15 protein-coding genes, 1 pseudogene and 1 other annotated feature are annotated in these 19,650 nt (G+C 36.9%); all 16 genes and pseudogenes read left to right on the top strand.

Annotation, left to right across the window (positions count from 1 at the left end; all coding sequences use genetic code 11):
- The first annotated feature begins 299 nt into the window (after positions 1-299).
- Positions 300-1,241, top strand: a complete 942-nt coding sequence (locus C7958_RS08385) for a carbohydrate kinase family protein (RefSeq protein ID WP_111572228.1) — start codon at positions 300-302, stop codon at positions 1,239-1,241.
- Positions 1,242-1,261: 20 nt separating this feature from the next.
- Positions 1,262-2,611 carry an HD domain-containing phosphohydrolase gene (locus tag C7958_RS08380; RefSeq protein ID WP_111572227.1) on the top strand — a complete coding sequence of 450 codons (1,350 nt, stop codon included), beginning with the start codon at positions 1,262-1,264 and terminating at the stop codon, positions 2,609-2,611.
- Positions 2,612-2,751: 140 nt separating this feature from the next.
- Positions 2,752-2,963, top strand: a binding site (T-box leader).
- A 125-nt stretch (positions 2,964-3,088) separates the two neighbouring features.
- Positions 3,089-4,300 carry an argininosuccinate synthase gene (locus tag C7958_RS08375; RefSeq protein ID WP_111572226.1) on the top strand — a complete coding sequence of 404 codons (1,212 nt, stop codon included), beginning with the start codon at positions 3,089-3,091 and terminating at the stop codon, positions 4,298-4,300.
- A 4-nt stretch (positions 4,301-4,304) separates the two neighbouring features.
- Complete coding sequence (gene argH, locus C7958_RS08370) at positions 4,305-5,714, top strand: argininosuccinate lyase (RefSeq protein WP_111572225.1); 1,410 nt, start codon at positions 4,305-4,307, stop codon at positions 5,712-5,714.
- A 117-nt stretch (positions 5,715-5,831) separates the two neighbouring features.
- Entirely contained in the window at positions 5,832-7,061 is a 1,230-nt protein-coding gene (locus C7958_RS08365) for a M48 family metallopeptidase (RefSeq protein ID WP_111572224.1), read from the top strand.
- Positions 7,062-7,096: 35 nt separating this feature from the next.
- Positions 7,097-7,642 (top strand): ECF transporter S component, encoded by a 546-nt coding sequence (locus C7958_RS08360; RefSeq protein WP_166668498.1) that lies wholly within the window; start codon positions 7,097-7,099, stop codon positions 7,640-7,642.
- Positions 7,643-7,739: 97 nt separating this feature from the next.
- Positions 7,740-8,582, top strand: a complete 843-nt coding sequence (locus C7958_RS08355; protein WP_111572222.1) for a PfkB family carbohydrate kinase — start codon at positions 7,740-7,742, stop codon at positions 8,580-8,582.
- Positions 8,583-8,615: 33 nt separating this feature from the next.
- The gene (locus C7958_RS08350; protein ID WP_111572221.1) at positions 8,616-9,671 is read left to right on the top strand and encodes an HD-GYP domain-containing protein; all 1,056 of its coding nucleotides are present in this window, start codon (positions 8,616-8,618) and stop codon (positions 9,669-9,671) included.
- Positions 9,672-9,909: 238 nt separating this feature from the next.
- Complete coding sequence (locus C7958_RS08345; protein WP_111572220.1) at positions 9,910-12,105, top strand: cell division FtsA domain-containing protein; 2,196 nt, start codon at positions 9,910-9,912, stop codon at positions 12,103-12,105.
- Positions 12,106-12,245: 140 nt separating this feature from the next.
- Positions 12,246-13,223: a type I phosphomannose isomerase catalytic subunit gene (locus tag C7958_RS08340; protein WP_111572219.1), complete on the top strand. Its 978-nt coding sequence runs from the start codon at positions 12,246-12,248 to the stop codon at positions 13,221-13,223.
- A 36-nt stretch (positions 13,224-13,259) separates the two neighbouring features.
- Positions 13,260-13,898, top strand: a complete 639-nt coding sequence (locus C7958_RS08335; RefSeq protein ID WP_111572218.1) for a hypothetical protein — start codon at positions 13,260-13,262, stop codon at positions 13,896-13,898.
- A gap of 34 nt (positions 13,899-13,932) precedes the next feature.
- A complete protein-coding gene (locus C7958_RS08330) occupies positions 13,933-14,709 on the top strand; it encodes an IclR family transcriptional regulator (protein WP_111572217.1) in 777 nt (258 codons plus the stop codon).
- Between the two features lie 83 nt (positions 14,710-14,792).
- Entirely contained in the window at positions 14,793-15,839 is a 1,047-nt protein-coding gene (locus C7958_RS08325; RefSeq protein ID WP_111572216.1) for an acyl-CoA dehydratase activase-related protein, read from the top strand.
- 1 nt (position 15,840) lies between these two features.
- Complete coding sequence (locus C7958_RS08320) at positions 15,841-16,923, top strand: acyl-CoA dehydratase activase-related protein (RefSeq protein WP_111572215.1); 1,083 nt, start codon at positions 15,841-15,843, stop codon at positions 16,921-16,923.
- Positions 16,924-17,889, top strand: a pseudogene (locus C7958_RS08315) (acyl-CoA dehydratase activase); the annotation flags it as partial. It lies immediately after the preceding gene.
- Between the two features lie 314 nt (positions 17,890-18,203).
- Positions 18,204-19,598 (top strand): class II fumarate hydratase, encoded by a 1,395-nt coding sequence (gene fumC / locus C7958_RS08310; RefSeq protein ID WP_111572213.1) that lies wholly within the window; start codon positions 18,204-18,206, stop codon positions 19,596-19,598.
- The last annotated feature ends 52 nt before the right edge of the window (positions 19,599-19,650 follow it).

Genomic DNA, 19,650 nt, shown 5'->3' with positions numbered 1-19,650 from the left:
CACTCTTGTCGAATATTATTAATAGGGCTTCACCTTCTTTCGAGTTTTTTGGGTGCTACTATTAAATTCGACAAGATTGGGGTGAAGCCCTTTTTATATCATTAAATTCTTTGTTATATCAAGGCTTATTTTTATGAAATTCGCTTAATTAATAATTATCTTCTCAGGGGTCAAATCAACAAGAAATTTTACTTTCGGCTAAAAATAACTGGTCTAAAATTTATCCTAAAAAATGTTGATTTGGCTCTATTTATGTTATAATAAAATAAATATTCATTAATTTACGAGGAGGACTGTCAATGCAGGGAGTAATAACTTTAGGGGAAGCTTTAATTGATTTTACCCCATTAGATGATCAGAATATGGACTTTCGCAAAAACCCGGGTGGAGCACCAGCCAATGTGGCTGTGGCTTTGAGCAGACTGGGAGTAGATGCAAGTTTTATTGGTAAGGTGGGAGATGATGTTTTAGGTAATTTTTTGGCAACGAAATTAGAGTCGGAAAATGTTAATATTGATAATTTAATTTTAACTAATGAGGCCAAAACTGCAATTACTTTTGTTACTTTAGATGAAGATGGGGACCGCAGTTTTGATTTTTATATAGATCCCAGTGCTGATAGATTTTTTAGGGCAGATGAGATTGACGCAGAACTCTTTGAGAAAAATAAAATTTATCATTTTGGCTCAATTTCTTTAATTGATGAACCGGCAAGATCTGCAACAAAACGAGGGATAGAGCTGGCACGTCAGAATGAAATGCTGATCTCATATGATCCTAATTTAAGGGAAATGCTCTGGGATTCTCTGGCTGAAGCAAAAGAAATGATCTTATCTGTAATTGATGAAGTTGATATCGTTAAAGTTTCAGAAGAAGAACTTGAATTTTTAACTGGAGAAGCAGATATCAAAAAGGGAGCGGAAATTTTAAAGTCAGAGTATAAAATACCAGTTTTATTTATTACCTGTGGTAGTAAAGGCTCCTACTATTATTTGAATGATTTAGGTTTTGTAGAGGCCTTTAAGGTAGATGCAGTTGATACGACTGGTGCCGGTGATGCTTTTATGTCAGCAGTATTATATAATTTTAATCAAACAGATTTAACTCTGGCAGAGGTAGATAATAAATTTTTAGAAAAGACACTTAAATTTGCAAATTATTCGGGTTCCCTGGCAGCTTCGGCCAGTGGTGCAATGGCTGCACTGCCAACTCTGTCAGAAGTGCAGGAAATGGAATTATAAATACAGGATGGTGGTAAATTGTGCCGGGCTTAGATCAATATTTAAAGGGCAGCGTTTCCACTCTGGAGGCAGAAATTTATACTAAGGCTTCTATGATTGCAATGTCTCATTCCGTTGAGAAAGTGGTTAAAGAGTATAATTTATACGCAGATATCTATGTTTTATTTCAGGATTACAAATTCTTTTTATTTGAAAGAGAACGTTATTTAGAGCTGGATAAGATCTGCCGGCAGATTTTTATCTTTGCCGAAAATATTCCTGCAGCTGCAGGGAGAGATTTTGAAAATACTACTTTTGTTGAACTTAAAGAGGATTCACCTCTAGTTGACGAATGGTCGCTGACAGTGATTCATCCTGATTATTCTGCAGTTCTGGCAACCAGAGAAAATAAGAACCTGCAGAAAATAAAAAAAGAAGATTACCGAATTTTTAAAGGTTTTTTAAGTCTGGAAAGTGAAGTCGCCAAAAAGTCGGCAGTTTATTATCATAATTTATTAGAGAACAGGGGTATTTCTTATCTAGATCAGGACTGGAAACCGGAGGAATTAAATAACAAAAAGCCTGAACTGCAGAAATTAATCTCGTTATTTATCAATGACTCGCTTTTTGAACTGGAAGACAAACTGCGCAGTCTGGAAGAAAAAGAAATGCGTTTAGATGCTATGGCGGCAGATAATAAAGAGTTGAGTCGAGAAATAATGCAGAAGCTCTGCGAAGCAGCTGAATTTAGGGATGAGGACAGTCTATTTCACATCTTGCGGATCGGTTTTACTTCAGCTTTAATATGCAGAGAGTTAGGAGCAGATAAAAGTAGTATTGAAAATTTATTTTTTGCTTCTCTGCTGCATGATCTGGGCAAAATCGGGATTCCAGATTCAATACTGCAGAAGCCTGGAAAACTGACTGCTGAGGAATATGAAGTAATGCAGAATCATCCTGAGATCGGAGCCAAAATTTTAGCCGGATCTCATTCTGAAATCTTAAATATGGCTTACAATATAGCCTACTCTCATCATGAAAAATGGGATGGCAGCGGTTATCCACAGGGGCTTGAAGCTGAGGAGATTCCGATTGAAGCCAGAATCGTGGCGCTGGCCGATGTATTTGATGCACTTTCCTCAAAAAGAGTATATAAAGATGCTTTTCCCCGTGAAAAATGTGTGGAGATAGTCAGCAGTGAGCGCAACCAGCATTTTCAGTCAAAAATAATTGATATTTTACTGGAACATTTAGATGAGATTTATGAATTTAGAAGGGATTTAGAAGAATTTTCTCAGGCTAAAACAACTCGAGAAATTTCTGATTATTTTTTCTCAGTTGATTTCAGTATTTTTGAGTTTTTAAAGATGAGAGAAATGATTAGTAGTTAAATTATTTTCAAGTTTCTGTTATGTTAAAAAAATCACTATAACCAGGTACAAAATGGCCGTTTTGTACCTGGTACAAAAAATATATTAGAATTTCTTGCAATAATTAAATAAATGCTATATAATACAAAAAAATAAACAAAAGTAAACCTGTGAACAGAAGAGTAAGAATTTAAGTGGATTTAGCGAGTCGGGGTTGGTGAGAGCCTGACCAAAACTTAATTCTGAAGCGCATCTGTGAGGTTTTTTTCTGAACTTAAGTAGGAAAAAACGTAGAACTGCGTTAAATTGGCTGAAAGTGGATAAATTATTTTATCAAGCAGAGTGGTACCACGGATCTTAACCTGTCTCTATTATATGGAGGCGGGTTTTTGTAGTTTTTTAGCAGTATTTTGCTAAGAATATATTTAAGAAAAATTGTTAGTGCTGATTTGATGAGGATTGAAAAGAGAGCAGAAAATCTAAGGAGGAATTTTTAAAATGGCAGAAAAAGAAATTAAGAAAATTTTGTTGGCGTATTCGGGTGGACTTGATACCTCAGTCGCGATTAAGTGGCTTCAGGATAAATATGATGCGGAAATCATTACATATACCGCTCACTTAGGACAGCCTCAGGACTGGGATGCAGTGGAAGAAAAAGCGATGGCAACTGGGGCTGCTAAAGCCTATATCGATGATATCAGAGAAGAATTTATTACTGATTATGTATATCCTGCTTTAAAAGTTAATGCAATGTACCAGGAAAAGTATCCTCTGGCAACAGCGCTGGCCCGGCCTTTAATTGCAAAAAGAATGGTTGAGGTGGCAAAAAAAGAGGGGGTAGATGCTTTAGCTCACGGCTGTACTGGCAAGGGTAATGACCAGGTGCGGTTTGAAGTTTCTTTTAAAGCACTGGCTCCGGAAATGGAAATTATTGCTCCTTTAAGAGACTGGGAATTTGTTTCCAGAGATGCAGAAATAGAATATGCAGAAGCAAACGGAATTCCGGTTAAGGCAACCAAGGACAGTCCTTACAGTATTGATCAGAACCTGTGGGGAATTAGTATCGAATGTGGTGTTTTAGAAGATCCCTGGAATGAGCCGCCTGCAGATGCTTACCAGTGGACTAAAGATGTCGATCAGACTCCGGATCAGGCTAAATATATTACAATTGATTTTGAAAAGGGTGTACCAGTAGCTCTGGATGGCGAAAAAATGGAGCCAATTAAGCTGGTTGAAAAATTAAATGAGCTGGGCTCTGAGTATGGAGTCGGCAGAATTGATATGGTAGAAGATAGACTGGTTGGAATTAAATCGAGGGAGATTTATGAAGCACCAGCCGGTGAAATTTTAATTACCGCCCATAAAGCTCTAGAAGATTTAACTCTGGATCGTGATACCAAAAACTACAAAGCTGAAATGGCAGCTAAATACGCTGAGTTAACCTATAATGGTCTCTGGTTTTCTCCTTTAAGAGATGCTCTGGATGCCTTTGTTGACAAATCACAGCAGACTGTAACCGGTTCAGTCAAAGTGAAATTATATAAGGCTAAATGTACTCTTGCCGGCAGAAAATCTGAGTATTCTCTGTATGAACACGGCCTGGCAACCTATGATGAAAGTGATAATTTTGATCATAAGTCAGCTCCAGGGTTTATTAATCTCTGGGCTCTACCGCTCCAGGTAGCAAATCAGAAAAAGAGAGAAGAGTAAATAGATGACAAAAAGCAAATTATGGGGAGGAAGATTTGAGGCCGGAACTTCTGAGCTGATGGACCAGTTTAATGCTTCTCTTCCCTTTGATATTAATTTAATGGAATATGATATAGAAGGCAGTCTGGCCCATGTTAAGATGCTGGGCAGACAGAAGATATTAACTGAAGCTGAGGTACAAAAAATTACCGAAGGTTTAAAAGCTGTTAAAAAAGATCTGCAGGCAGAATTAGAAGCAGGAGATTTTGATTTTAATGAGGCTGAGGATATTCACAGTCTGGTGGAATCCCGCTTAACTGCTGAAATAGGTGAGCTGGGAGGTAAACTGCATACAGGCCGCAGCCGTAATGATCAGGTTGCTGTTGATCTGCGCTTATATCTTAGAGATCAGACTGAGCAGATCAGAGAAATGATTCTTAAATTTATGCAGGTTCTGCTGAAACTGGCAGAAGAACATACAGAAACTGTAATGCCTGGATATACTCATCTGCAGCGGGCACAGGCTTTAACCTTTGGGCATCATCTGCTGGCTTATTACTTTAAGTTAAAGCGCGATTATGAGCGTTTTGGAGATGCCTTAAAACGGATTAATGTTTCTCCTCTGGGTTCTGGTGCCCTGGCCGGCAGTTCTTTTAATTTAGATCGTGATTTTATAGCTCAGGAACTTGGTTTTGAGCGAGCCTGCGAAAATTCGATGGATGGAGTCAGTGATCGAGATTTTGTTTTAGAATTCCTGGCGGTTGCTTCTAATTTGATGCTGCATTTAAGCCGCTTAAGTGAAGAAGTGATTTTGTGGAATTCTAAAGAATTTTCATTTATCGAACTGGCCGATCAGTACACAACAGGCAGTTCAATTATGCCGCAGAAGAAAAATCCTGATCTGGCTGAACTGGTGCGGGGTAAAACCGGTAGAGTAATCGGCAGTTTAAATCAGCTGATGCTGACTATTAAAGGACTGCCTCTGGCTTATAATAAAGATCTACAGGAGGATAAAGAAGGTCTTTTTGACAGTGTCAATACAGTTAAAGTTATTCTGGAATTATATCCTGAGATGCTGAAAACCATGACCGTCCAAAAAGAGGCTATGCAAAAAGCTGCTGCCACAGGATTTTTAAACGCAACTGAACTGGCAGATTTTCTGGCAGATAAGGGTATTCCTTTCCGTCAGGCCCATCAGATTGTGGGAGAAGCAGTCTTATTTGCTTCTAAAAAGGAAAAAGAGCTTGACCAGCTGCAGCAAAAAGAATGGGAAAAAATTCTCGGACAATATCTAAAAGTTGACGCTGAAGAATTAAAAGAAAAACTTTCTGTCAAAGCCGCAGTTAACTCTCATGCAACTAAAGGTGGACCCGCATTTGAGGAAAGCAGCAGAGTTATTAAAAAAGAAAAAGAGTTTTTAACTCAAAAAGAATAAGTTATTATTAACCCCTGATTTAGTTCTGGAAATAATTCTAAATTAGGGGTTTTATTTTTGCAAAAAAAGTAATACAATAATTATATAACTAAGCTGCTTAAGATTGGAGGTTTTAAAATGAAGAGAATTAATTTATCATCAAATAAATTTTTGATAGTAGTTTTGACAGTCTTTTTAGTCACTACAGCTGCTTTTACAGCTTCAGCTTTTTCTGAATATGAGGAAGATGTTGCTGCAAGATTATATGATAATTTAGAGCAAGAATACAGGATTACAGAATTTAAAGCCGGCAGTCTGGAATTCGAAACTTTAGAGAGACTGGAAGCAAATATAGTTAAGGGTGATTTTAAAGATGAAGAATTTAAGCTGCATCATATCCATGATCAGTTAATTAATGCTTATTACATCGGTGATGGGAATATTATGCTTTTTGAAGGTCTGCTGCAGAAATTAAATACAGAGGACCAGCTGGCAGGACTAGTTGCCCATGAGATGGGCCATGCTGTAGAAGAACATTTAACTGAAGACCTGGAAAGAAATATGGGGCTTTCAATTTTAAATCTGTTATTTAATCATTTTACAGACAATCAATATCAAACAATGACAAATGTGGCTCAGAATTTAATCGCCAATGGTTATTCCAGAGAACAGGAACAGGAATCTGATATTTATGCAGTTGATTTAATGATGCGCAGCGGTTATGACCCTCAGGGGTTGATAGAGCTGATGAAAATCTTTAAAGAAAACAGCAATAATTTTAAGCTTTTAGAATTTACCCAGACTCACCCTATACCGGAGAGCAGAATTGAATATTTAGAGGATTATATTGCTCAGAAAAGGTCAAACTCAGGCTCTGGAGAGAGTAATAGCGGTTCAGAAAAGCAGGATCAAAGCCAGAAGCAGTCTGTAAGGGTTAACAGGCAGAAATTTGAGAATGAGCTGATTGCGTTTTCCTATCCGGAAGGCTGGGAATTTAGTCAGGCAAGAGCTTTAAAAGAAGAAATCAAATTTAGATATCAACTTGAGGCGGAAGAAGTTAATGGCGAAATATTTATGCAGGATTTAAGCGGCAAAACTTTTATGGAAACCAGCAGAAAACAGTTTAATTATGCTGCAATTACAGCTGAAGAAAATGGATTTGAAGTTAGAAAAAGAAATTTAAGCAGTGATCAACTTGATATTTATCAACTGCAGCTGCAGCGGGAAGACGAGTTAAGCCTGGAGTACTTTATTAATCAAAAAAATGAACAGCAGCTGCTAAAATTAAGTTTTGAGATTGACGGCAGCAGTAAGATTAAGCAGCGAAAATTAATTGAACAGTTAGTTAACAGTCTCAAGTTTAAATAATAAAAAATACAAAAAAATAATATGGAGTGAGTATTTTGAAAAACCAAACAAGGAAATTAGTCTGGGCAAGTTTTTTACTGATTTTAGGAATTATTTTACCAAGATTGGTTAATCTGACAGGCAGTATGACGCTGGGGAATTTAATTTCTCCAATGCATATTCCGGTATTTTTGACGGGGTTGATTTTGGGACCTTTTTATGGAACTCTTGTCGGTTTTATCACACCTTTATTTAGCACCTTACTTTTTGCGATGCCGCCAATGATGCCCCCGATTGCAGTTTTGATGGCTTTTGAACTGGCAGCATTTGGCTTGATTTCAGGTTATTTATATTCTAATAAATTTAAAAATATATATTTAAGTTTAATTGCAGCAATGATTCTGGGGCGGATAGTTTATGGACTGGTCTTAATTGCAGTCGGACCACTTTTTAATTTTAACCCACCCTTTATTCCTTTTATGCAGGGAGCGTTTTTGACCGGAATTCCTGGAATGGTAATTCAGCTGGTTATTATTCCACCAATAGTCGAAAAAATTAAACCGATTAAAGAATTTACAGAGTTTAATAGAAAAGTAAAATAGCTTCTATTATTAGTCTGCAAAAATTAATATAATCTTAGATAAAAGTTGTTTACCCTAAACTCAAATAAAGTTGATAGTTATTGGAGGAGGAAAATTTATGGAATATGATATATTTTCTGTAGGAGATAATATAGCTGATTATTATCCTGAGGACAAAAAAGTGTATGCCGGTGGGGGCGCCTATAATACAGCTGTGATAGCAAAAAGGCTGGGAGCTAAGGCTGCTTATTATGGGGTTTTTGGCACCGATGAAAATGCCAAATTTTTATATAATACTTTAAAGAAAGAAAAGGTTGCCTATCCGGTAAATGATATTCGCAAAGGACGGAATGCTGTTTCTATTATTAAAAGAAAAGCTTCAGAATCTCAGGTAGAGGCAGTTGATAAAGGCGTTTATAAAAACTTATCAATCAATAAAAATGTACTGGAGATAATTAAAAATTCAAAAATAGTGCACAGTAATATTTATGCTTACTTTGAAGATTATCTGCCAAAACTTCATTATAAAACCAGACTTTCTTTCGATTTTTCTTATCTCAGAAATAAAAGTTATATTGAGGATATTATTCCTAAAGTGGATATTGCCTTTTTCTCTGAAAGTAAAAAAGAAGAAAATCCAGAAAAGTTTTTAGAATGGATTTCAAAAAGAGGTGTTGAAGCTGCTGTTTTAAGTCTGGGAGCAGAGGGAGTTTTAATGAAAATTGGAGATCAATTAATTAAAGGGAAAGCTCTACCGGTAGAGGCTGTCGATACTTTAGGTGCCGGAGATGCCCTGATAGCGGGATTTTTAACTTATTTAACTAAGGAAGAAAAAAATTATCAAAAAGCTCTGGCAGAAGGGTTGAAAACTGCGGCTAAATACTGTAAAGTAAGGGGTGCACTGGGAGTCTCTGAGCCCAGAGAAGAGGAAGTAAAAATTTATAATAATATACACGGGTAAAATTTAGCTATTTATTGGGGGAAGGATTATACTATGCGTTTAGTCTTAACAGAGAATTTAAAAGAGGATATGGAACTGGCTAAGCCAATTTATGAAAAAGGGAATGTCCTTTTAAATAAAGGTGTCAAAAACTTATATAAATATAAAAAGAAACTGCTGGAACTGGGAATTAAACATCTTTATATTGAAGATAAGTACTCATATAATATTGAAATTAACGAAGCAATTAAAGACAGCACCAGGCGTAATGGAAAAAAAATTGTGACCAATACCTTTGACAGAATTAAGAATGGATTCCTGGATTTGAATACGCAGGATTTAAAAGGTATTGTTGAAGACATCACAGATGAACTGGTTTTAAACGAGGATGTATTATTAAATCTCGTCAGTTTAAAGAGTACCAGTGATTATACTTATGAGCATTCAGTAAATGTGAGTGTGGTTTGTATTGCTCTTGGTAAAATGCTGGGCTACAGCAAAAATGAACTTTTTAAACTGGGAATGGGTGGAATGCTGCATGATATAGGAAAAACATTAATTCCCGAGGAGATTTTAAATAAACCCGGCAGTCTGACCGATTATGAATATCAGCTAATGAAAAACCATCCGGAACTGGGTTTTAATTATCTGCAGCAGATTGAATCGATCAGTCCTCTCTCTCGAATTGTGGTTTATTCTCACCATGAGCGGGTGGATGGATCAGGTTATCCCCGGGGTTTAAAAGAAAATGGAATCCACGAATTTGCCAGAGTAGCTGCAATTGCAGATGTTTTTGATGCTCTGACCAGTGATCGTGTTTATCGAGACAGATGGCCCACCTATAAGGCTGCAGAATATATTATGAATCATACTGAAGAACTGTTTGATTATCAGCTGGTTAAAAAGTTTTTACCCCAGGTATCATTTTATCCCAATGGATCCGAAGTTATTTTAAGCAGCGGTCATCGAGCTGTGGTCAAAGATCAAAATGTGGGTTTTCCTACCCGGCCTGTGCTTAGATTAATCGAAGATGACGAAGGTAATGAGCTGGATAAGGAATTGGACCTTTTAAAACATATGAATATTGTAATTACTAAGGTTATTGTTTAAATTATAGCAGGAGTAAATTTTAATATAATTTAAGGCTGGAGCCTCTGTTTTTTAAAACTATCTTTCTAAGTGAATTAGGAAGGTAGTTTTCTTGATTTGATAAGCCTTACAACTTTTTTCTTTGATTTTTTAAAGGGATATCAGTCTGAATATAGAATATAATTAGCAGGTAGGAAGATTAAATTTAAGAGATTTTTTAAATATTTTTCTAATAAATGTTTATAGGAGGAATACTATTATGACCGAGGAGATAACCTTTGCTCTGGATATTGGCACCAGGACAATTGTTGGCATTTTAATCAAGGAAAAAGAGGGTGGATATCAAATTATTCATTCAGCTGTGCGGGAACATCAGACCAGAGCAATGCTTGATGGTCAGATACATAATGTAGCTCGAGTCGCAGAAGCTGTTGCAGAAGTAAAAAGAGAGCTGGAAGAAAAATCTGGCTTAACTCTAAAAAATGTTGCAATTGCTGCTGCTGGTAGAGCCTTAAAAACAGTAACTCAGCGTCATAACATTGAGCTGGAAAGAAGCAGATATGTTGAAGAAGATGATTTAAAAACACTGGAATTAAAAACTATTCAAAAGGCTCAGGGACAGCTTAATAATAAGCAGCAGGGAAATTCAGCTGATTTCAAGGGGCTTGAGTTAAAGAAAAAGCCGAAAAATACTGTGGATTATCATTTTGTAGGTTATACAGTTCGTAAATATAAGCTGGATGGAATGGAGCTTGGTCATCTTTTAGGTCAGCGCGGAAAAAACATGGAAGTTGAACTGGTGGCTACTTTCTTACCAAGAATTGTAATTGATTCTCTGCTCTCGGTGATTAATAGAGTGGGGCTGGAGGTAGAACATTTAACTTTAGAGCCAATTGCTGCCTCCCATGTGGTTATTCCCGAAGCTATGAGCAACTTTAATCTGGCTTTAGTTGATATTGGGGCCGGTACCTCTGATATTGCAATCACTAAAAGTGGATCAATTTCCGGTTATGCAATGGTGCCAATCGCCGGAGATGAAATAACCGAAATTATCTCCGAAAAGTTTTTAATAGATTATAATAATGCCGAGCGGGTAAAGTGCAGCCTTTCTGAAAATAATGTACTTGAGGTCAAAACAATTTTAGGAGAAAGTATTGAAATCAATAAAGATGAGGTGCTGGCTGCAATTGAAGATCAGCTTGAACTCTTAAGCAGTTCTATTGCAGAAAGTATTTTAGAGATCAATTCTAATCCACCCCAGGCAGTTATTTTTATTGGAGGCGGAAGTTTAACTCCCGGTCTTAAAAAGAAATTTTCAGAAAAAATTGATATAATTGAAAGCAGAATTGGGATCCGTAAACGAGAAGATTTAGAAAATATTGAAGGTGAGGTTGAGGGAATTAATACGACTCAGACTCTAACTCCGCTGGGAATTGCAGTTACAACCAGAGAAACCCAGAGTAAAGCAGTTTTTATTGAAGTTGGAGTAAATGGAGATCGGATAAATTTACTGACCCTCTCTCAGCCGACAGCTGCTGATGCCCTGCTGGCTGCAGATATAGAGATGGAGCAGCTGACTCCCCGCCCAGGAATGGGGATTACCGCTACAGTCAATGGAGAACTCAAAACCGTCAAAGGTGAGATGGGCAGTTCTGCTAAAATTTTACTCAATCAGGAAGAAGCAAAACTTAAGGAAAAAGTTAATAATGGTGACAATATCACTTTTAAACCGGGCAGACCGGGGCGGAATGCAGAGGCCGAGATTAAAGATATTATTCCAGAAGAGGATCTCTCTGCTTATCAGATATATTTAAATGGCAGCGAAAATAGAGTTGGAACCAGGGTTTTTCAGAACGGGAAACTGGTAAATCTTGAAGCAGATTTAGTTGATGGGGCTGAGATTAAGTATACTGTACCCAGAACGATTCGGGATGCGATGGCTCAAATTATGGAAGTTCCGGCAGAGCGCTTTAAAAATGAAAGTATCAAATATACTTTTAATGGCAGGGAAGAAGAAACTGTCTGCTCCAATTATTTAATTACAGCTGCAGCTGACCGGCAGAAAGTTGATCTAGATCAGCCCCTGGAAGATGGGCTGGAACTGCAGATTGAAGAAAAACAGGAAAACAATTTAACAATTAGAGATTTACTCCAGAAAAAGGGAAATCAGGAGATTGACTTTTATTTTAACGGCAGTGAATTAACTGTCCCTGACCAAATCTGGGAGGTAGAGGTTAACGGAGAGCAGGAAGAACTGGACTATACAATTGAAGCTGGAGATCAGATCCAGGCTTTTTCGAGGACTTTAACTGTATCAGGTGTCTTTGACTATATTAATTATGGAATTTCCGATAACATGCAGCAGAAGATGCAGCTGATCTTAAATGGAGAGCCTGTTAATCTCTCTGCAAAGATTAATAAAGGTGATAAATTAAAAGTGAGGTTAAATGCTTAATTGGCTTTAAATTAGGCTGAACAAAAAGAAGTTATAAAGTCTTAAATTAAATGCTTAAATTGCAATAATAAATTGAACTAATTTAAGCAAATTTTAATAATTAAATGCTAAAATTTAGCTAAATATATAGGAGGAATAAGATGTTTTATCCACTAAAATTTGATCATAAATATGTAGAAAAAATTTGGGGAGGGCGCAAATTCGAAAAATTTCGCGATGATCTGCCTGAGGGCCCGATTGGAGAAAGCTGGGATGTTTCAGCCCAGGAGTCCGGAATGAGTATTGCCCAAAACGGAAAACTGGCTGGTAAAAGTCTGAAAGAATTGACAGAGATGTATCCCCAGCAGATTCTGGGTAAAGATATTGAAGCAGATCAATTTCCACTGCTTTTAAAAATAATTGATGCTCAGTCTCAGTTATCGATTCAGGTTCATCCAGATGATCAATATGCAGCAAAATATCCCGGTGAGGCCGGTAAAACAGAAGCCTGGTATGTGATTGACGCAGATGAAGATGCATATTTAATTATTGGAACTGAGGACTGTACAGAAAGCGAATTTAAAAAAGCAGTTAAAAATGATGAAATTAATCAGTTTGTTAAAAAGGTCAGGGTGGAAAAAGGAGATGTCTTTTTTATCAAAGCCGGGCTGCTCCATGCTATTGGACCTGGAATTATGCTTGCAGAAATACAGCAGAGCAGTGATACAACCTACAGAGTTTATGATTACGGCCGTGGTAGAGAACTTCATTTATCAAAAGCCCTGGATGTTATTGATTTTAAACTGGACTCAGAAAAGAGAAAAGGACTTAGAGTTTGTCAGGAGGATTATAATTACAGCTATTACTGTTTGAATGATAAATTTGCACTTGATATTATTAAGATAAAGGAAAGTTATCAGGCTAAGGGAGATCAGGAGAGATTTTATATTTTAACAGTTGTCGAAGGCTCAGGAAAAATAAGCTGGGATGATCAGGAAATTGAATTAAATGAAACTGAAAGTGTCTTAATTCCTGCTTATTCGGAAGAGTTTAAAATTAAAGGGGATTTAAAATTAATGAAAAGCTATGTTCCCGATTTAGAAGAAAATAGGGAGCAAATCTTATCTGTAATTGAATAAACAAAATAAGGAAGTATTATTTGGAAAGGATTTATTATGGACCAGGAAAAATTACAGCTTTATATTACGCGATTTTTTCTAATTCTGCTGCTGGCAGCTGTTGTCGGTAACTTTTTGGCAGAAAACTGGCTTAACCTTTTTACTTCAGTGCTGGCTATTATATTAATCTATTTACCTGCCTATTTGACCGATAAAAATTATCTGCACATTCCAAATGGACTGCAGTTTATAATAATTGTTTTCATTTTTGCTTCCATGTATCTTGGTGAACAGCAGGAGTTCTACTATCGTTTTTGGTGGTGGGACAGTATGCTGCATCTAATTTATGGAATGGGTATGGGTTTTATTGGATTTATAATGGTTTATGTTTTAAATAAAAATGAGAATATTGATGTAGTTTTAAGTCCAATTTTTGTAGCAGTATTTGCATTTTCATTTGCGGTAACTATTGGAGTTTTCTGGGAAATTTTTGAGTTCTGGATGGATACAATTTTTGGACTGAATATGCAGAAATCAGGGCTGGTAGATACAATGTTTGACCTGATGGAAGACTGTATTGGCGCTTTTATTACCTCAACTATCGGTTATTTTTATATTAAAAACAAAAGGCCTTCGCGTTTTCAGAGATATTTAAGTGAAGTTTTAGAGAAAAACAGAAAATTTTTCAAAAAATAAAATTAATTATTTTAAGAAAAGAAAGGACTGAATAATGGCTTCTAAAAAACCAAATCAGTTAATAAAATCTTTAGATAGAGCTCTTGATATTTTAGAATTAATAGTAGATAGAGAAAATGGGATGGGGGTTACCGAGATAAGCAGAGAACTTGAGATTCATAAAAGCACTGTTTATCGGCTGCTTGATACCCTGAAGTTCCGAGGCTTTTTAGAAAAAAATGAGGACAATCATAAATATATTGCCGGAATTAAGCTCTTTGAATTAAGTTCAAAGGTCTTAAATGATATTGACAGCAGAGTTAGGGTCCGTCCTTATTTAGAAGAATTAATGCAGAAAACTGAAGAGACTATTCACCTTGGTATTCTGGATTCAGGCGAGGTTATTTATTTAGATAAAGTAGAAAGTAATGCCACTATTCGCATGTACTCTCAGGTTGGAAAAAGAGTTCCCGCCCATTCAACCAGTCTGGGTAAGGCAATTATGGCCCATCTGCCTGAAGAGCGGGTCAAAGAAATTCTTGCAGAAAAGGGGATGGAAAAAAATACTGAAAATACGATAACTGAAATCGATAAACTTTTAGATCACCTGGAAAAAGTAAGAAAACAGGGTTATGCAGTGGATGATGAGGAACAGGAAGAAGATATTCGCTGTATTGCCGGACCAATTTTTAATCATCAGGGTAAGGTAGTAGCTGCTTTCAGTATTTCTGCTCCGATGACCAGAATGACTGAGGCCAGAATGAATGAGCTGGCAGAGCTGGTAGTAGAATATTCTCAAAAAATGTCCAGATCTCTGGGACACAGCAGCTAAAATTTTTGCATTTTTTATAAATTTACTATAAAATATTTATAAACTGAAAATAATTTTCTGATAAGTTTTGGAGGCATTGAGATATGAAAAAAACAAAGATTGGGATCCCCAGAGCTCTGCTCTATTATTACTATTTTCCTTTCTGGCTCAAGCTTTTTGATGAACTGAGTCTAGAGCCTGTTATTTCTGATAATACATCCCGAAAATTGCTGGATAAAGGAGTAAAAAAGTCTTTATCAGAAATTTGTGTCCCCATTAAAGTTATAATTGGCCATGTTTTAAATCTGGATCAAAAAGATGTTGATTATATTTTTCTGCCGCGATTTCACTCAATCCGGAAAGGTGTAGTTTTCTGTCCTAAAATTATTGGCCTACCGGATATGATCAAACACTCTTTACCAGGACTGGAAGCGGAAATAATTGCTGATCAGATTGATTCAAAGAGTGATGATATAGCACAAATTTCCAATCATCAGCAGCTGGCAGAAATTTTTTCTATTCCGAAAAAAGAAATGAAAAAAGCTTTAACAAAGGCTTCTAATTTCTGGCAGCGGTATAGAAATTTGCTTTATCAGGGGTATTTAATCAATGATTTTTCCAGGCTTGAAGATCTAGAAGGGCTGGAAAAATTAATTTCTAAATTTGAAAATGAGAAAAAAATACCTCAAAGCCAGAGAAAAGAGATAGTAACACCTGGAAATGAAGAAGTTGTTGACATTGCTGTTATTGGTTATGGATATAATGTTTCTGATCAGTATCTAAATATGGATATTCTTAATAAGCTAAAGGAAATGGGGGTTAGAATCCACACATTTTCGATGGTAGCAGCAGAAATTATAGAAAAAGAGTTATCTAAGCTGCGTAAGCCTATGTTCTGGGAGTTTACAAATAAACTTTATGGGGCAGCAGAACATTATTTAAAAAATGATCAGATAGATGGAGTGATTCATTTAACTGCTTTTGGCTGTGGTCCTGATTCAATGCTGGGTCAGATTTTAGAAATTGATGCCAAAGAATATGATAAGGCCTTTATGACCTTAAGAATTGATGAACAAACAGGAGAAAGCCATATTATAACCAGAATTGAAGCCTTTATCGATCTGCTGCGGTTAAAAAAGGAGAATAACTAAGATGAGACTATCTTTTCCTTATATGGGACCAACAATTGTATATGCCAAATTATTTGAACTGCTGGGACATGATGTAGTAATGCCACCTAAACCTAATAAAGAAATCATTGATCTGGGGGTAAAATACAGCCCCGAATTTGCCTGTTTTCCTTTTAAAGTGATTACCGGTATCTACTTAAAATTGATGGATAAGAATTTAGATGCTTTAGTTACAAGTGGTGGTCATGGACCCTGCCGGGCAGGGTATTACGGTGAGGTTCATAAAAAGATTCTTCAGGATTTAGGCTATGATGTAGAGATTATTGTTATTGATTCTCCTCGCGATGATTATAAATATTTTTATGAGATAGTAAAAAGATTAAAAGGAGACAGCTCCTGGTTAAAAGTAGCTAAAGTAATCAAGACTGTTTATGAACTTACAAGAGCAATGGATCAGATTGAGAAAAAGATAGAAATCTTAAGAGCTTATAATGATCAGGGAACAATCAATAGAATCTGGATTAAGGCTCAAGAAGAATTTCATCAAATTCAAACCACTGCAGAGGTTAAGGAAATCAAAAATAAATATTTAAATAAACTGTCAGAATTTGAAGGTTCCATTCCAGCTGAAAATGAGCGCCTTAAAATAGGGATCATTGGCGAGATATATGTTGTGCTGGAGAAGTCTATCAATAATCAGGTTGAAGAAAAGGTAAATCAATTTGGTTTTGAAGTTGAACGCTCTCAGTATCTGGCTGATTGGATTAGAGAAAATGCCTTTCCTTTTATCGGAAAAGATCTGGAAGAGATTGAGAAAAAGGGAGAGGAATTTATTGAAATTGAAATTGGCGGCCATGCTCAGGGAAATATTGGACATGCTATTGATTTTAAGCAAAAAGGTTTTGATGGGATAATTCATCTTAAACCATTTGGCTGTTTACCAGAACTTGTTTCGCAGAGTGTAATGGATGATTTATCTGAAAAATATGAGATACCTGTTTTAAGTATTACTATAGATGAGCAGACTGCTGATGCAAATGTACTGACCAGAGTGGAAGCATTTTTGGATATGATCAGAGAAAAAAAATACAGGGAGGTCATGTAGATGAATAATCTTTATCTGGGTGTAGATATAGGATCAGTTAGTATAAATATTGTTGCTATTGATGAAGAAAACGAACTTATTTTTAAACTTTATACACGCAACTCAGGTAATCCCATAGAGCTGGTTAAAGAAGGTTTAACTAAATTTAAAGAAGAAATTGAGCTTGATGATTATAAGATTAGTGGAGTTGGTGTTACCGGAAGCGGCCGCCAGTTAATTGCCTATGTGCTGGGGGCGGATACAGTTAAAAATGAGATTACCGCTCATGCCCGGGCCTCAACCTACTATCATCCTGAAGCTGGTACGATTTTTGAAATCGGGGGTCAGGACTCTAAACTGATTATCGTCGAGGATGGAATTGCTGTTGACTTTGCGATGAACACTGTCTGTGCAGCAGGTACAGGTTCTTTTCTGGATCACCAGGCAGAAAGACTGGGAGTACCAATTGAAGAATTTGGAGAACTGGCCTTAGAAGCTGATCGGGATGTCAGAATAGCAGGCCGCTGTACGGTTTTTGCGGAATCTGATATGATTTCTAAACAGCAGTATGGATTTACTAAACCTGAAATCATCAATGGTCTCTCAGAAGCACTGGTCAGAAATTACATGAATAACCTGGTTCGGAATCGGGTCTTAAAAGGAGAATATATTTTCCAGGGTGGGGTGGCAGCTAATATCGGGATTAAAGCTGCCTTTGAAGAAGAAATTGGAGCGGAAGTAATCGTACCTGAACATCATGGTGTGATGGGAGCAATTGGAATTGCCATGCTGGCCAAAAGAGATGTTAAAAGAAGCGGTCAGGAAAGCAGTTTTAGAGGTTTTGATCTAACAAAACAGGAGTTTGAAACAACAAGTTTTGAGTGTGAGGACTGTGCCAACAACTGTGAGGTAATTAAAGTTATAGCTGATGGTAAAATAATAGCTATTACCGGTGACAGATGCGGCAAGTGGACGGCTTCTCTAATTGGAGATAGTGCTGTTCCTGCTGAAAGCAGCTCAGAAAAGGAAGAAAATATGGCTGCCAAAACTTCAGCAGCACCAAATGAAGATTTTAATAAAAAAGCCGAAGAGTTGGAAGTTGATCTCTACAAAATAGATCCAGAAAAAGAACAACAGGTAATGAGGGAACTGGAAGAGCTGGAAGAAAAGGAAGAAGAGCTGGAAGATTCCGATTCCGACGAAAAAGAAGATAGTGTTTATGTATAACTTTTAAATTTATATTTTATTGAGAGTAATTTGAATTTATAGTCTTAAAACATTTTATTTATTGGAGGTGTCAGATGGATTATCGTTTAGAAGAAGACAGCCTTGGGGAAGTGAAGGTGCCTGCTGACAAACTTTATGGTGCGCAGACTGCAAGGGCTGTGGAAAATTTTTCGATCGGAGAAGAGAAAATGCCGGTTGCAATAATTAGAGCTTATGGAATTGTCAAAAAAGCGGCTGTGCTGGCAAATCATGAACAGGGATTAATTAGCAGGGCTAGAAGAGATTATATATTAAGAGCAGCTGAAGAATTAATTGCAGGAGAGCTTGATCAGCATTTTCCTATTTCTCTCTGGCAGACTGGTTCTGGAACTCAGACAAATATGAATGTAAATGAAGTGCTGGCAAATAGAATTTCGCAGCTGGCAGGAGAAGAATTAGGAAGCAAAAAACCAGTCCATCCCAACGATGATGTTAATATGTCTCAATCCTCAAATGATACATTTCCAACTGCAATGGCACTGGCAGCTGTGACTAAGGTGGAAGATTTTCTGCTGCCGATTTTTGCTGATTTAAAGAGTGAATTAGCTGAGAAAGCAGAAGCACATAAAGAGCTTGTCAAGGTTGGAAGAACTCATTTGATGGATGCCACTCCAATTACTCTGGGACAGGAATTTGCAGCTTTTGCAGCTCAGCTGGAGGATATAATTGGGATGCTTAAAGACAGTCTCAAATACTTAAAAAAGCTGCCTCTGGGTGGAACTGCTGTAGGAACCGGTTTAAATACCAAAGCTGGATTTGATAAGCTGGCAGTTAAATACATAAATTTAGAAACAGATAAAGATTTTAGAGCTGCAGCTAATAAATCTGCAGGGATTGCAGCTCATGATAGTTTTGTTAATTTAAGTGGAGTATTGAAAACAGCAGCCTCGTTTTTAATGAAACTGGCCAATGATACCCGCTGGCTGGCTTCCGGTCCTCGCTGTGGAATTGGAGAACTCAAAGTTCCTAAAAATGAACCGGGAAGTTCGATTATGCCGGGCAAGGTTAATCCAACCCAGGCTGAAGCCCTATTTCAGGCTGCAGCCCAGGTGATGGCCAATGATACAGCTGTCAATATTGGTGGAGGCAGTGGTAATTTTCAGCTTAATGTAAGCAAACCGCTGATTATCTATAATATACTGCAGTCAATTAGACTGCTGGGAGATGCAGTTAGTTCTTATAATCAGCGCTGTTTGAGCGGGATTGAGCCAGACAGAGAACAGATAGAAAACTACCTGGAACAGTGTTTAATGCTGGTTACTGCCCTCAATCCTGTAATTGGATATGATAAAGCTGCAGAAATCGCTCAAAAAGCATTTAAAGAAGATCTCAGTCTCAAAAAAGCTGCAGTTAATCTTGGCTATTTAAGTGCCGAAGAATTTGAAAAACATGTAAATCCTAAAAAAATGACTCAGCCAAATATAGAGTAACTTTTAGCATAAATCGACAGAAGCGGTCAAAAAATTACAAGTACCGTGTACC

The sequence above is a fragment of the Halanaerobium saccharolyticum genome (genome assembly GCF_003259895.1).
Lineage (GTDB): Bacteria > Bacillota > Halanaerobiia > Halanaerobiales > Halanaerobiaceae > Halanaerobium > Halanaerobium saccharolyticum_A.
Note: the sequence above shows the minus strand (reverse complement) of the source record. Positions and strands in the feature narration are given on the sequence as shown.

Coding starts and splice junctions, on each gene's coding strand:
- C7958_RS08385 (WP_111572228.1), top strand. CDS start 300: ATGCAGGGAGTAATAACTTTAGGGGAAGCTTTAATTGATTTTACCCCA.
- C7958_RS08375 (WP_111572226.1), top strand. CDS start 3,089: ATGGCAGAAAAAGAAATTAAGAAAATTTTGTTGGCGTATTCGGGTGGA.
- argH (WP_111572225.1), top strand. CDS start 4,305: ATGACAAAAAGCAAATTATGGGGAGGAAGATTTGAGGCCGGAACTTCT.
- C7958_RS08365 (WP_111572224.1), top strand. CDS start 5,832: ATGAAGAGAATTAATTTATCATCAAATAAATTTTTGATAGTAGTTTTG.
- C7958_RS08355 (WP_111572222.1), top strand. CDS start 7,740: ATGGAATATGATATATTTTCTGTAGGAGATAATATAGCTGATTATTAT.
- C7958_RS08350 (WP_111572221.1), top strand. CDS start 8,616: ATGCGTTTAGTCTTAACAGAGAATTTAAAAGAGGATATGGAACTGGCT.
- C7958_RS08345 (WP_111572220.1), top strand. CDS start 9,910: ATGACCGAGGAGATAACCTTTGCTCTGGATATTGGCACCAGGACAATT.
- C7958_RS08340 (WP_111572219.1), top strand. CDS start 12,246: ATGTTTTATCCACTAAAATTTGATCATAAATATGTAGAAAAAATTTGG.
- C7958_RS08335 (WP_111572218.1), top strand. CDS start 13,260: ATGGACCAGGAAAAATTACAGCTTTATATTACGCGATTTTTTCTAATT.
- C7958_RS08330 (WP_111572217.1), top strand. CDS start 13,933: ATGGCTTCTAAAAAACCAAATCAGTTAATAAAATCTTTAGATAGAGCT.
- C7958_RS08325 (WP_111572216.1), top strand. CDS start 14,793: ATGAAAAAAACAAAGATTGGGATCCCCAGAGCTCTGCTCTATTATTAC.
- C7958_RS08320 (WP_111572215.1), top strand. CDS start 15,841: ATGAGACTATCTTTTCCTTATATGGGACCAACAATTGTATATGCCAAA.
- fumC (WP_111572213.1), top strand. CDS start 18,204: ATGGATTATCGTTTAGAAGAAGACAGCCTTGGGGAAGTGAAGGTGCCT.